This is a genomic window from Streptomyces sp. NPDC033178 (genome assembly GCF_055577685.1).
Genome location: NZ_JBVIPT010000010.1, coordinates 121,916 through 134,738, shown reverse-complemented (window position 1 = coordinate 134,738; position 12,823 = coordinate 121,916). Strand labels below are relative to the sequence as shown.

The window sequence follows — 12,823 nt, the reverse complement described above, 5'->3', positions numbered from 1 at the left end:
GGGACGGCGAAGCCCCACGTCAGCGCCGTACCGGCAAAGCCGGGGGTGCGGGACCGTGCGCAGGCGGTGATCGGGGCGTGCGAGTCGGGGTTCGTGGCGGCCGGCCGAACCGGGCCGGGGGTGCGGAGAGGGTCCCCGGCACTCGCCGGAGGCCGCCGCGCCGAGTACGATCCGCCCAACCAACACGCGCACTAGCTGGGAGGACGGACGTTGGGGCGGTTGACCGGCGGGGATCCCTCTCTGCTTCGGAGGATCAACTCCGCGGTGGTGCTGCACGCCCTGCGCGCCACGGAGTTCGCGACGCTCACCGAGATCACCCGGGTGACCGGGCTGTCCCGGCCCACGGTCGAGGGCGTCGTCGAGGGGCTCATCGAGGGCGGGCTCGTCGTCGAGACAGCGGCCGAGGAGGGCGCTGCCCGGCGCCAGGGCCGTCCCGCGCGCCGGTTCCGCTTCCGGGCGGAGGCGGGCCATCTGCTGGGCCTGGAGATCGGCCCGCACCGCGTTGCCGCGCTCCTCTCGGACCTGGACGGCCGGATTCTCGGCTCGCTCGCCAAGGACGTGTGCGAGACCGCGTCGGCGGACGAACGGCTCGATCGGCTGCGTACGGCCGTCGCGGAGCTGCTGCGCCGCGCCGGGGTCGCGCGGGGCTCCCTGCGTGCCGTCGGCGTGGCCTCGCCCGGGATAGTGGAGGCCGACGGCACCGTACGCCTCGGTACGGCGCTGCCGGAGTGGACGGGGCTTCCGCTGGGCGAGCGGCTGCGCCGTTCCTTCAAGTGTCCGGTGCTGGTCGAGAACGACGCCAACGCGGCGGCGGTCGCCGAGCACTGGAAGGGCGCGGCCACCGAGTCCGACGACATGGTCTTCGTGCTGGCCGGACTGAGCCCGGGCGCCGGATCGCTGATCGGCGGGCGGCTGCACCGCGGCTTCGGGGGCGCGGCGGGCGAGATCGGCGCGCTCCACCTGCTGGGCCGCGAGGTCACTCCGGAGACGCTGCTGTCCACGACGGACGAGCCGCTGCATCCCCTCGACGAGCAGGCCGTCGCGGAGGTGTTCACCCACGCGCGTGAGGGCGACGAACGGGCCCTGGCGGCCGTCGACCGCTTCATCCAGCGTCTGGTCCACGACGTGGCCGCGCTCGTCCTGGCACTCGATCCCGAGCTCGTGGTGATCGGCGGCTGGGCGGCGGGCATCGACGGCGTACTGGAGCCGCTGCGCAAGGAGCTGGCCCGCTACTGTCTGCGGCCGCCCCGGGTGACGCTGTCGCTCCTGGGCGAGGCCGCGGTGGCGACGGGCGCGCTGCGGCTGGCGCTCGACCATGTGGAGGAGCAGCTCTTCGCGGTGGAGGGCACCGTGACGGCGCGCCGCTGAACGGCTCCCCCACGCGGAAAACGAAACGCGTCGCGGCCCGGGGTCCCGGGCTGCGACGCGTACGGGTGGAGGGTCGTCAGGAGGCCCGACGCTCCGGGTCGTGGTGGATCTCCACGCCGCCGGAGTCCCCGAACGTCAGCCGGCAGGTGTCCGCGCGGTACGTGGCGACGGAGACCGCGGCCGTGCCTCCCTCGGCGACGAAGCGGGTCGTAACGACGAGGACGGGCGCGCCGGGGAGTCGGTCGAGTTCCTTGGCGTCGTCCGCGCGGGCCGAGCCCAGCTCCACGGAACGGTCCTGGCTCTCCAGGCCGAGGCGCTGGAGCTCGCGCAGCACGGCACGCGCGCGTGCGGCTCCCGAGGGCGCGTCGATGCCGGAGAGGTCGGGCACCGACGAGGCCGGGATGTAGAGGAGTTCGGCGGCGACTGGCTGACCGTGCGTCATCCGGGAGCGGCGCACGATGTGCACCTGCTCGTCGGGGTCGGTCTCCAGGGCCTGTGCCACCGCCGAGGGCGGGACCGCCAGCGTGCAGTCCGCGAGCTGCCAGGCGTCGCCGACCGCGCCCGGCCACGTGTGCTGCTCGGATCCGACGGCCACGCCCATGCGTGGCGGTGCCACGGTCGTGCCGACGCCGCGGCGGCGCTGGAGCCGGCCTTCCAGTTCGAGCTGCTCCAGGGCCTGGCGGAGCGTGGCCCTTGCGACGCCGAACCGGGCTGCGAGATCACGCTCGTTGGGCAGGATCTCGCCCACCGAGAACTCGGAGTCGAGTGCTTCGCTCAGCACGGTCTTGAGATGCCAGTACTTGGGCTCCGGCACCGTATCCAACTGCGTGGTCCCCACCGTGTCCTCCGCAATCGCCGTGTCCCGGCGGCTTTTAACGCCCTTGTTTATTAAAGGTTCCTGCACTATCCCTGCGACCATATGGCGGCCCCAACCCTTGGTCAAGACCAATCCTCGATCCGTTACAGCTCGCACAGATGTGTTTACACAGAGCGTTCATGCGGTGTTCGCGATGCGCCGTATTCGTGACACAAAGGCAAAGCCCCCGCCTGGTGGACGAGGGCTCGGGCCGGGCGGAGCGTGTCAGTCGACGGCGAGCGACAGCAGCTTCTCAGGGTTGCGGATGATGTAGACGCACTGGATCCGGCCGTTCACGACGTCGAGTTGGAGGACGCTGTCGGGCTTGTCGCCGGACAGCACCAGGAGTGCCGGTCCGCCGTTGACCTCCAGGAAGCGGAACGATGCGTCCGCAACGCCCTTCCGCGTGACTCCGGCGATGAACCGGCCCACCTTGTCGGCCGACTCCAGGACCCGCAGCGGCGCCTGGGCCAGGCCGCCGCTGTCGCCCACCAGGCGTACGTCGGGGGCCAGGAGGGACATCAACCCCTCGAAATCGCCCTCTGTCGCGGCGGCGAGAAACCGTTCGGTGAGATCGCGCTGTTCGGCGGGGTCGACCTCGTAGCGCGGCCGCTTCTCCTCGACGTGCCGACGGGCCCGGCCTGCGAGCTGCCGCACCGCGGACTCGCTGCGGTCGAGCGTGACCGCGATGTCCGCGTACGGATAGCCGAAGGCCTCCCGGAGCACGAACACCGCGCGTTCCAGGGGCGACAGGGACTCCAGGACGACGAGAACGGCCAGGGAGACGGAGTCGGCGAGCACCGCCCGCTCCGCCGTGTCGGGGACGGTGGCCCCGAAGTCGGTGACGTACGGCTCTGGCAACCAGGGCCCTACGTAGGCCTCCTTGCGGGTCTGGGCGAGCCGCAGCCGGTCGATGGCGAGCCGTGTCGTGACGCGCACCAGGTATCCGCGCGGTTCGCGTACGTCGGAGCGGTCGGCGCCGGACCAGCGCAGCCATGCCTCCTGGACCACGTCCTCGGCGTCGGCCACCCGGCCGAGCATGCGGTAGGCGACGCCCGTCAGGACGGGCCGGTGTTCTTCGAAGACCTCGGTCACGGTGTCGGTAGCCACGGCACCATCCCAACCCGGCGCGCCGGGTCGTGTCCAGGCGAATAACGGGTGGTCCCGCACACCGTGGCCTGCGTACGGGACCGATCGGGAGGTGCGCGGAAGGCGTTGAGGGCCGTACGCCCGGGAGGTTGACGGCATCCGGGGGGCTACCCGTGGGTAGCAATTGCTGACAAGGTGTCTAGGAGTCAGCCGGTCATCAGACGAGGAGCAGCTCCATGTCCGCCACGGTCTCCTTCAGCGTCCCCTCTCCGCTCGGCCCGCGGACCGTGACCCTCGCGTACGCGCGCGTGGGCAGCGGCGAACCGCTCCTGCTGCTGCACGGGATAGGCCACCACCGGCAGGCCTGGGACCCGGTCGTCGACATCCTGGCGGCCGAACGCGACGTGATCGCGGTGGACCTGCCCGGCTTCGGCGAGTCGCCCGCGCTGCCGGACGGACTCGCCCACGACCTGCCGACGATGAATGCAGCGCTGAGCGGGCTGTGCGAGGCGCTGGACCTGGACCGGCCGCATGTGGCGGGCAACTCCCTGGGCGGGCTGCTCGCCCTGGAGCTGGGCCGCGAGAAGCTCGTACGGTCCGTCACGGCGCTGTCGCCCGCCGGGTTCTGGTCCCCCGTCGAGCGGCGGTACGCGTTCGGTCTGCTGCAGGCGATGCGGGCGGCCGCGCGAAGCATGCCGCTGCCGATGGTCGAGCGCCTGTCCCGGTCGGCGGCGGGCCGCACCGTGCTGACCAGCAGCATCTACGCGCGCCCGGGCCGCCGTTCACCCGAGGCGGTCGTCGCCGAGACCCTCGCGCTGGCCAATGCCCAGGGTTTCGCCGAGACGCTCAGGGCCGGTGGGTCGGTGCAGTTCTCCGACGACGTCCCCGGACTTCCCGTCACCGTCGCGTGGGGCACCCGGGACCGGATTCTGGTGCGCCGCCAGGGGATCCGGGCCAAGCAGATCATTCCGCGGGCCCGGCTGGTGCGGCTGCCCGGCTGTGGGCACGTCCCGATGAACGACGACCCGGCGCTGGTCGCCCGGGTCGTCCTGGACGGCAGCCGCTGACCCGCCTCGCGTCCACCGGCCCAACGCGCCCGATCCCAGGGCGACTCCGGCACCGACCAGGGCGCTGCCGACGGCCTGGGGCGCCCCGTAGGAGCCCGTTCCGACGAGTGGGGCCGTGCAGGCCGCCGCGACGGGGATGAGCCCGGAGAAGAGCGTGGCGCGCTCCGCGCCGATGCGCTGCATGCCCATGTACCAGCAGACGAAGCCGATGACCGTGACGATCGCCGCCTGCCACAGCAGGGCGGCGGTCTCGGTGGTGTCGGGTGTCCGTAGCCAGGCGCGGCCGTCGACGATCACCCCGGCCACCGCCGACTCCACGGCCGCGACTCCGCACACGGTGGCGGACAGCAGCCGCGGCCCGAGCGGCCGCAGCACGGGCACGGCGAGCACCGCGAAGCCGACCTCTCCGACGAGCGCGCACAAGGAGAAGGCGATTCCGGCTCCGTCGGCGCGTCCCCACCCCTGGACGGCGAAGGCACCGCAGGCCACGAGGAACGCCCCGTACAGGACGATCCGTTGGGGCCGACGGCCCTCCAGGAGCGGTACGAGAACGGCCACGACGACCGGGGCGCAGCCTACGAAGACACCCGGTACCGCCGGTTCCGCGGTGCGTTCGGCCGCGATCACGGCGAGGTTGAACCCGACCATGCCGACGGCCGCGAGCAGCGCGAGCCGCGTCCACTGGGCCGGCGTCAGGGTGCGCAGGGGTGCCGCGCCGCCCCGTCCGACCAGGGGCAGGAGCAGCAGACAGGCGAGGCCGTAGCGGACGAACTGCCCGCCCGCGTACGGGTAGTGGCCCAGGACGCTGTTGGCGGTGAAGGAGCCTCCGACGAGGACGCAGGCGAGGGCGGCGAGCAGGGCCCCGCGGGTGGTGGTGGCGTTCATGCTCGTGACGTTATGAAGGGCGGCGGCCCGGTTTAAGGTCCACTTCCATGACGTCATCGGGGACCAATCCGGATACGCCCGGAGCGGCGGAGTGGGCCGCCGCGTGGGAGCTGCTTCTGCCGGCCGCTTCGGCACCGGCACGCGCGCGTGGCCGTTCCCTGCAGGCCGCGCTGCGCGAGGCGGTCCGTTCGGGGCGGCTGACGCCCGGCACCCGGCTGCCGTCCAGCCGTGAACTCGCCGCCGATCTCGGAGTGTCCCGGGGCCTGGTCACCGAGGCGTACGAGCAGTTGACCGCGGAGGGCTACCTGCGCAGCGACCGGGGTGCCGGAACGTGGGTCGGCGGGGCCGTCCGGGCCGCCCTCCCCCGCGCGCGGGACCTCGCTCCCCGCTCCCCCGGCGCCCGGGCCGACTTCCTGCCCGGCACGCCCGATCTGTCGCTCTTCCCGCGCGCTGCCTGGTCGGCCGCACAGCGCGGGGTGCTCGCCGAACTGCCGCACCACACACTGGGGTACCCGGACCCGCGCGGGCTGCCCCAACTGCGTACGGCTCTCGCGGAGCTGCTGGCCCGTCGCCGGGGCGTGGTCGCGGATCCGGAGCGGGTGATGGTCGTCTCCGGTGTGGCACAGGCGATGACGCTGCTCGGTTTCGTGCTCCACGCGCGCGGGGTGCGCACCGTCGGTGTGGAGGATCCCGCGAGCCCGGAGCACGGCACCCTGTACGCGTCGGCGGGCATCGGCACCGTACCGCTGCCCCTGGACGACGAAGGGCTGGCAACCGGGCCGCTCCGGGCGTCGGGAGTGCGGGCGGTGGTGACGACGCCGGCGCACCAGTTCCCGTCGGGGATCGCCTACTCGGCGCGGCGCCGCGCCGAACTCCTCGACTGGGCACGCGCCGTGGACGGACTCGTCGTGGAGGACGACTACGACGGCGACTTCCGGTACGACCGGGCACCGGTGGGCGCCCTTCAGGGACTCGATCCGGAGCACGTCGCGTACACGGGATCGGTCAGCAAGTCCCTGGCACCGGGGCTGCGGCTCGGCTGGCTGCTGGTGCCTGCGGCACTGGCCGAGGAGGTCGTCGAGCGCAAACGCACGATGGACCTCGGCAATCCCGTCGTCGACCAGGCCCTCCTCGCCCGCTTCGTGGAGCGGGGCGACTACGACCGCCAACTCCGCCGCTGCCAGCGCGCGTACAAGGAGCGCCGCGACACGCTGGTCGCGGCCCTGGAGGACCACTTTCCCGGCGCGCAGATCTCCGGCATCGCCGCCGGCCTCCACGTCATCGCCACCCTGCCCGACCGCTACGGACCGCAGAACCACTTCCTGGACCGAACAGCCACGGCAGGCATCGCCCTCCGTCCCCTCACGGACTACACACGCGCCCCGACGCAGGACGACGTGGTGCGCCTGGTACTGGGATACGCCCACGTCTCTCCGACACGCATCCGAGAGGGCGTGCGCCTGATGGCGGCGGCAGTGAAACCGGCCCCATAAGGGGCGCGGGGACCTGCGCGACCAGCCCCCACAAACCGGACGTCGTCCTGCGACCCGCACACCCCGGCTCAACCCAGCGGAGCGGATCGCGTTTGTTCACTTGTGGTTTGTGTGCGCGCTGCGGCACACCAGTAAGTGTGGCCGTGCACACTGGTCGAACCCGTCCCAGGAGGCGTCCCATGTCACACCGCCCGCCGAACCCGTTCCCCGGCCGCCGCAGCGTCCTGCGCGGCTCGCTCGCCGCGTCGGCGGCGCTCGCCCTGCCCTCCTCGGTCGGCACGGCCCCCGCGTTCGCCCTGTCGGGTCGGCCGAAGGCGCTGTGGGGTGTGCAGGCCGGAGACGTGACCACGAACTCCGGCCTCGTATGGGTGCGTTCCGACCGCCCCGCGCGGATGATCGTGGAGACCTCCGCGACCGAGTCGTTCCGCAGGCCGAAACGGTGGCACGGCCCCCTCCTGGGCGCCGACACCGACTTCACGGGGACGGTCCCGCTGCGCGGCCTGCCCGCGGGCGAGCAGATCCACTACCGCGTGACGCTGGCCGACCCGGACGACTATCGCCGCACCGGTGAGCCCGTACCGGGCACCTTCCGGACCGCCCCCGCCAAGCGGCGCCAGGGTGTCCGGTTCCTCTGGTCGGGCGACATAGTGGGCCAGGGCTGGGGCATCAACCCGGACATCGGCGGCCTCTACGCGTACGAGGAGATGCGCCGTCTGAACCCGGACTTCTTCCTGTGCAGCGGTGACACGATCTACGCGGACGGCCCCCTGTCGGCGTCGGTGACGCTCCCGGACGGCCGTGTCTGGCGGAACGTCACCACCGAGGAGAAGTCCAAGGTCGCGGAGACCCTCGCCGAGTACCGGGGCAACTTCCGCTACTCGCTGCTCGACGAGAACGTACGCCGGTTCAACGCCCAGGTGCCGACGATCACCCAGTGGGACGACCACGAGGTCGTCAACAACTGGTACCCGGGCGAGATCCTCACCGACGCCCGCTACACCGTGAAGGACGTCGACACGCTGGCCTCCCGCGCCCGCAAGGCGTTCAGCGAGTACTTCCCGATCTCCACGCTCCCGTCCACGGGCGAGGACGGCCGGGTGCACCGCGTCGTGCACCACGGTCCGCTGCTGGACGTGTTCGTGCTCGACATGCGTACGTTCCGCAACGCCAACTCTCCGGACCGCCAGCCCGACGACACCAACGGCATCCTGGGCGCGGAGCAGCTGGTCTGGCTGAAGCGTGAGCTGGCACGGTCGCGCGCCGTGTGGAAGGTGATCGCCTCGGACATGCCGCTCGGTCTGGTCGTGCCGGACGGCGCGACGGACATCGAGGCCGTCGCGCAGGGCGACCCGGGCGCGCCGCTCGGCCGCGAGCTCCAGATCGCGGAGCTGCTGCGGTTCGTCAAGCACCGCCGGATCACCGGCACGGTGTGGCTGACGGCGGACGTGCACTACACCTCGGCGCAGCACTACGACCCGTCGCGCGCGGCCTTCAAGGACTTCGCGCCGTTCTGGGAGTTCGTCTCCGGTCCGCTGGCGGCCGGTGGTTTCCCGGCGAACGCGCTGGACGGCACCTTCGGTCCCGACCGGGTCTTCATCAAGGCGCCGACGACGGCGAACGTCTCGCCGATGGAGTCCCCGCAGTACTTCGGAGAGGTCGACATCGACGGTGACAGCGGCGAACTGACCGTCCGTCTGCGGGCTACGGGAGGTTCGGTGCTGTTCACGAAGGTGCTGCAGCCGGGGCGTGTGGGCCAGTAGTTCGCGTGCGCGCGGACCGGCGAGATCGCGTCTGTGCCGGTCGGCGGGTCCCGTACTCTCGAACCTCGTGCCGCGTACCGGAGTCATCCCCCGGTGCGCGGCACGACCGTTGGCCCATTTCTTGCGTTTTCGCAGGTCAGAGCCGATTGTCAGTGGTCGCCTCTACGGTTTTTCCATGACGCGATCTTTGCAGGCCGTGGCCTACACCCGACCCTCCGCGCTGGAGTCCGCACCGGACGGACGGCGCCTGGGACTTGAGACCTCGCGGGGTGCGACGCCCCGCGGGGTCGAGGACCATCCGCGTTTCTTCGCGGGCTTCCTGACGTCGCCTCAGGTGGCCTCGGCGGGTCTGCTCGCGGTGGCCGACGTGGCGGGGGCGCGGTACTACCAGCGGCAGCTGCGGGCTTCGCTGGACCCGGTGGTCACGGGCAACGGCGACCGGCTCCGCTTCGAGTCCTTCTCCGGGTGCGGTGGGGTGTACGCGCGTCTGGACGTGCTGGACACGGGGCTGGACGGCGGGGAGGTGGGCCACGGCACGACGAACGTCGACGTCAACAACCCATTGCGGCAAGCCCTGTCGAGGATCGGCTCGGACGATCCGCTGCATCTGCGCGTCGGCCCGGACGAGATGGCCGTGACCACGCTCGGCGGGCCGGTCGTGGAGAAGAAGGTGCCGCTGCCGGACCGGTGGCTGCGGGGGTTCGCCGAGGCCCAGGTGACAGCGGCCGGCTTCGACCTGCGGGCCGAACTGCCCGCGGCGGAGGCTGTGCGGTTCCTGCGGTCCCTGCCCCGTTCCACCGCGCGTGGCGCCTCCCGGAGCGCGGCGTGGGTCGTGCCGGCCGGGCGGGGCTTGCGGCCCACGACCAGGCCGGTGCCCGGAGCCGTGTGCCTGCCGGGCCCTGAGCGGCTGGCCGCCCTCCAGAGGGTGCTCCGCCATGCGACGGCACTGCGGGTGTACGGTCCTTCGCCCGCCGGGGACACCGTGGCGGCCAGTGCCTGGGAGGTCGTGCTGCCCGGGATGCGGCTCACTCTGACACTGTCCCCGGAGGCTTCGCGGGGATTCTCCGGTGAGGGTGGCGTCCTGGACGCGCTGGCCACCGACGAGGCCGCCGAGGACGCGGAGCTGATCTCGGTGCTCCTCGCCTGGGAGCCCCGGATCGACATCGGGGACCTGTCCGCCGCCTCGGGCCTGCCGGCCGACCGTGTACGGGCCGCCCTGGTCCGCCTGGGCACCTCGGGGCGCGTGGGGTACGACACGGCGGAAGCGGCCTACTTCCACCGCGAACTGCCCTACGACGCCGAGCGCGTGGAGCGGCACAACCCGCGCCTGCGGGCGGCCCGGGCGCTCGTCGCGGAGGGCGCGGTGGTCCTGGACGGTGTGCTCGGCACGGTGACCGCGCAGGACGGGCACACACACCGGGTGCGCGACGACGCGGGAGCGCTGAGCTGCAGTTGCCTGTGGTGGGCCAAGTACCGGGGAGGGCGCGGGCCGTGCAAGCACGCACTGGCCGTGCGGATGGCCCGCCGGGGAGCGGTGGCCGGACAGACAGAGGTTCTGATCGACGGGAGTGCGCGATGAGCGGTGCGGTATCGGCGGACGAGGCGTTGCTGAGGGCTGTGCGGGCGGGGCGGATGGGCGAGGCCGCGGGGCTGCTGGACGGCATGACGGATGCCGAACGACGGGCTTGTCTGCCCGCGTTGAAGGACCTCCGCAAGGAGTTGCGGGCCGCGCCCTGGGACGCCGCGTCGAGGAAGGCGTATCCCGCGCTGCACGCGGCCGGAGCCGCCTGCCACACCGGAGCGGCCGGGACGGCGACCTGGCTCACCGCCGCCGACCTGCGCTGGTCCCAGGCATCGCCCGGAGTGCTGCTCCATGTGCTGGGAGACCGGGAGCGCGACTGGCTGGGCGACGTGGCGCACCGGCTCGCGGAACGCCCGCCGCTCGCCCAGGTGCCGTACGAGCTGATGTCGGGCCTTGTACGGCTCTCCGGGTGCCCGGTGCCGACGACCGAGACCTATGTGGTGGGCTGGATCGAGCAGGTCGGCAGCCTGTGGCAGCGCGGTGACACGATCCTTCAGCGGCTTCGCCAGGACCCGTACACGGCGGAGCTGGTCGCCGCCGTCTTCGAGATCGCGGACATCGGGAGCCGCCTGGACTGGCTGTTCGGTGACGGACCGGACAGCTGGTTCAACGCGCTCGCGCAGCTCACCCGGGAGGGCGCCCTCGACCGGAGGGCCACGGTGGACGCCTGCGTCGCCCGCCTGCTGCGCGGCGGTGTGCCGTCCGACTGCCGGGTGTTCCTGCGGCTGCTGACGGCCCTGGAGCTGACCCGGGACGAGGAGCGGGAGCGGGCCGCCGACTGGCTGGCGCTCGCCTCCGACGCGGTGTCCACGGTGGCGTCGCACGCCCAGTCGGTGCTCGGATCCCTCGCACTGGACGGCGAGTTGACGGCCCGGCAACTCGCGGAGATGTCCGGCGGTGTGCTCTTCCGCCCGGAGAAGAAGCTGGTCCGGGCTCAGCTCGTACTCCTCGGGAAGGCGCTCCGGCGCGACCCGTCGAGCGCGGCCGAGCTGCTCCCCGCGGTGGCCCAGGCCTTCGGGCACGAGGACACGGATGTACAGGAGCGCGCGCTGAAGCTGGTCGAACGCCACCTGACCGCGGCATCCCCGGAGGTGCGGGGCGAAGTGGCCGACGCGGCCGGGGAGTTGAGCCCGGGACTGCGAGTGCGCGCCGCGGAAGCGCTGGGCCTGGACGAGGCCGACCGGGTGCCGGAGCCCTATGTGGAGCTGCTCCCGCCCGCGCCGGAGCCGGCTCGGGTCCCGTCCGCGCCGGACTCGGCGGTCGAGCTGGCGGAGGAGGTCGGCGCCCTGCTGGCGTCCGATGGTGACGTGGCGGCGTTCGAGCGGAGCCTGGACGGTCTGGTGCGGCACGGGTACCGGGACCGGGACGCGCTGGCCGAAGCGCTGAAGCCCGTGGTCACCCGGCTCTGGTGGGTCGACGCCGACCCGCAGTACACCTCGGTGGAGAAGCACTTCCGCCAGGACCCGCACGGCCTGGAGGTGGTGCTGGCGACCCTGCTGGGCCAGGTGAGTACGGCCACGCTGCACCGAGCAGACCAGCACGGGCCGATGACGGACCCCTGCGTGCACAGCGCGGTGGCCGCCGCCTTCAACGCCCGCCTGTGGGAAGCGGCCTACCGGCTGCGCACCGACCCGCTGCCGTTCCTGCTGGCCACGCCCACCTGGGGGTCGGGCCTTCTGGAGCCGGACGAGTTGGTGGCCCGCCTCGACGAGTACCACCGGCTGGGCGCCCGGCCAGGGAAGGCCGACTTCACCCAGGCACTGCTCCGCGTGCGGCGCGACGACCCCACCGCGACCGCTGCCGCCGCCGAACAGGCGGCCTCGCTCGGCACGGCGGAGGGCAACAGGCTGGCGCTGTGGCTCACCACCGACGGCCCGTCCCTGCCCTGGAGCAGCCGACGGACCTCAGGGGTCCGCATCCTGCTCGAACTCGGCGAACTCGACGGGATGCCGGGAGAGTTCCCCCCGGCGTTCCGACGGCTCGGTCGACCTGTGGGTCTCTTCTCGGCGCGCGCATACTGCGCCCACTACTGGGACCAGACCGAGCGACACCACTGGCTTGCCGTGGTGCCCGGGCAGCGGGAGCTGGTGGCCGCGCGACTGCTGCGCGAACTCTCCTCGGTCGCGGTGGAAGGCACCCGTGGCGATGCCTCCGTACTGCCGCTGCTCGCCGAGGCGCCCGGCGAGGCGGGCGAGGCCGTGCATCTCGGTGTGGCGTACGGGCTCGGCGCGCGTCACCCGGAGGACCGGCTCAGCGCGGTGGACGCGCTGCTGGTGCTGGCCGCGCGGGGACAGTTGGACGCCGAGGGACTCGGCGCGGATCTGGGGCAGCTGATGCGCCGCGGGGCGGTGAAGCCGCTGCGGCTCGCCGAGTCCGTGCGGACCGCGGCGACGACCGGCGCGTACGCCACCGTCTGGGAGATACTCCGCGCCGCGCTGCCCGTGCTGCTCGCGGATCTCGCGACGGACGGCGCCGCCGCGTCCGCCCGCGGGTTCGGGGAGCTGCTGGCCGTCGCCGCGGAGTGCGCCGAACGGACGGGAGCGCGCGGCTTCATGGCACATCTCGCCCAGGCGGCGGACCGGCGCGGTTCGTCCCGGCTCGTCACCCAGGCCCGCCGGCTGCGTGCCACGCTGGATCACGGGGTGGCCGCCTGAGCTGTCGGCTCACGTCAAGGGGTCGTAAAAAATGCAACAAAGAGGGCAGAAACACACTTAACCGATCAG

8 protein-coding genes and 1 pseudogene are annotated in these 12,823 nt (G+C 72.7%); 6 read left to right on the top strand and 3 right to left on the bottom strand.

Annotated features, from left to right (window positions below; all coding sequences use genetic code 11):
- Nucleotides 1–210 precede the first annotated feature (210 nt).
- A complete protein-coding gene (locus tag ACZ5VQ_RS24875; RefSeq protein WP_359712906.1) occupies nt 211–1,368 on the top strand; it encodes an ROK family transcriptional regulator in 1,158 nt (385 codons plus the stop codon).
- A gap of 76 nt (nt 1,369–1,444) precedes the next feature.
- On the opposite strand, the gene ACZ5VQ_RS24870 is transcribed toward ACZ5VQ_RS24875, so the two are convergent.
- The gene (locus ACZ5VQ_RS24870; protein WP_362069414.1) at nt 1,445–2,206 is read right to left on the bottom strand and encodes a GntR family transcriptional regulator; all 762 of its coding nucleotides are present in this window, start codon (nt 2,204–2,206) and stop codon (nt 1,445–1,447) included.
- Nucleotides 2,207–2,449: 243 nt separating this feature from the next.
- Nucleotides 2,450–3,334: an RNA polymerase sigma-70 factor gene (locus tag ACZ5VQ_RS24865; protein ID WP_469106780.1), complete on the bottom strand. Its 885-nt coding sequence runs from the start codon at nt 3,332–3,334 to the stop codon at nt 2,450–2,452.
- A gap of 215 nt (nt 3,335–3,549) precedes the next feature.
- On the opposite strand from ACZ5VQ_RS24865, the gene ACZ5VQ_RS24860 reads away from it, so the two are divergent.
- Nucleotides 3,550–4,380 (top strand): alpha/beta fold hydrolase, encoded by an 831-nt coding sequence (locus ACZ5VQ_RS24860; RefSeq protein WP_469106779.1) that lies wholly within the window; start codon nt 3,550–3,552, stop codon nt 4,378–4,380.
- 96 nt (nt 4,381–4,476) lie between these two features.
- Here ACZ5VQ_RS24860 and ACZ5VQ_RS24855 read toward each other — a convergent pair.
- Nucleotides 4,477–5,265, bottom strand: a pseudogene (locus ACZ5VQ_RS24855) (EamA family transporter); the annotation flags it as partial.
- A gap of 47 nt (nt 5,266–5,312) precedes the next feature.
- On the opposite strand from ACZ5VQ_RS24855, the gene pdxR reads away from it, so the two are divergent.
- The 4 genes from pdxR (at nt 5,313) to ACZ5VQ_RS24835 (ending at nt 12,754) form a co-directional block, all read left to right on the top strand.
- Complete coding sequence (pdxR, locus tag ACZ5VQ_RS24850) at nt 5,313–6,758, top strand: MocR-like pyridoxine biosynthesis transcription factor PdxR (protein ID WP_469106778.1); 1,446 nt, start codon at nt 5,313–5,315, stop codon at nt 6,756–6,758.
- Nucleotides 6,759–6,937: 179 nt separating this feature from the next.
- The gene (locus tag ACZ5VQ_RS24845; RefSeq protein ID WP_469106777.1) at nt 6,938–8,518 is read left to right on the top strand and encodes an alkaline phosphatase D family protein; all 1,581 of its coding nucleotides are present in this window, start codon (nt 6,938–6,940) and stop codon (nt 8,516–8,518) included.
- A gap of 175 nt (nt 8,519–8,693) precedes the next feature.
- Nucleotides 8,694–10,097 (top strand): SWIM zinc finger family protein, encoded by a 1,404-nt coding sequence (locus tag ACZ5VQ_RS24840; protein ID WP_469106776.1) that lies wholly within the window; start codon nt 8,694–8,696, stop codon nt 10,095–10,097.
- Nucleotides 10,094–12,754, top strand: a complete 2,661-nt coding sequence (locus ACZ5VQ_RS24835; RefSeq protein WP_469106775.1) for a DUF7824 domain-containing protein — start codon at nt 10,094–10,096, stop codon at nt 12,752–12,754. The genes ACZ5VQ_RS24840 and ACZ5VQ_RS24835 overlap by 4 nt, the downstream gene beginning before the upstream one ends.
- Nucleotides 12,755–12,823 lie beyond the last annotated feature (69 nt).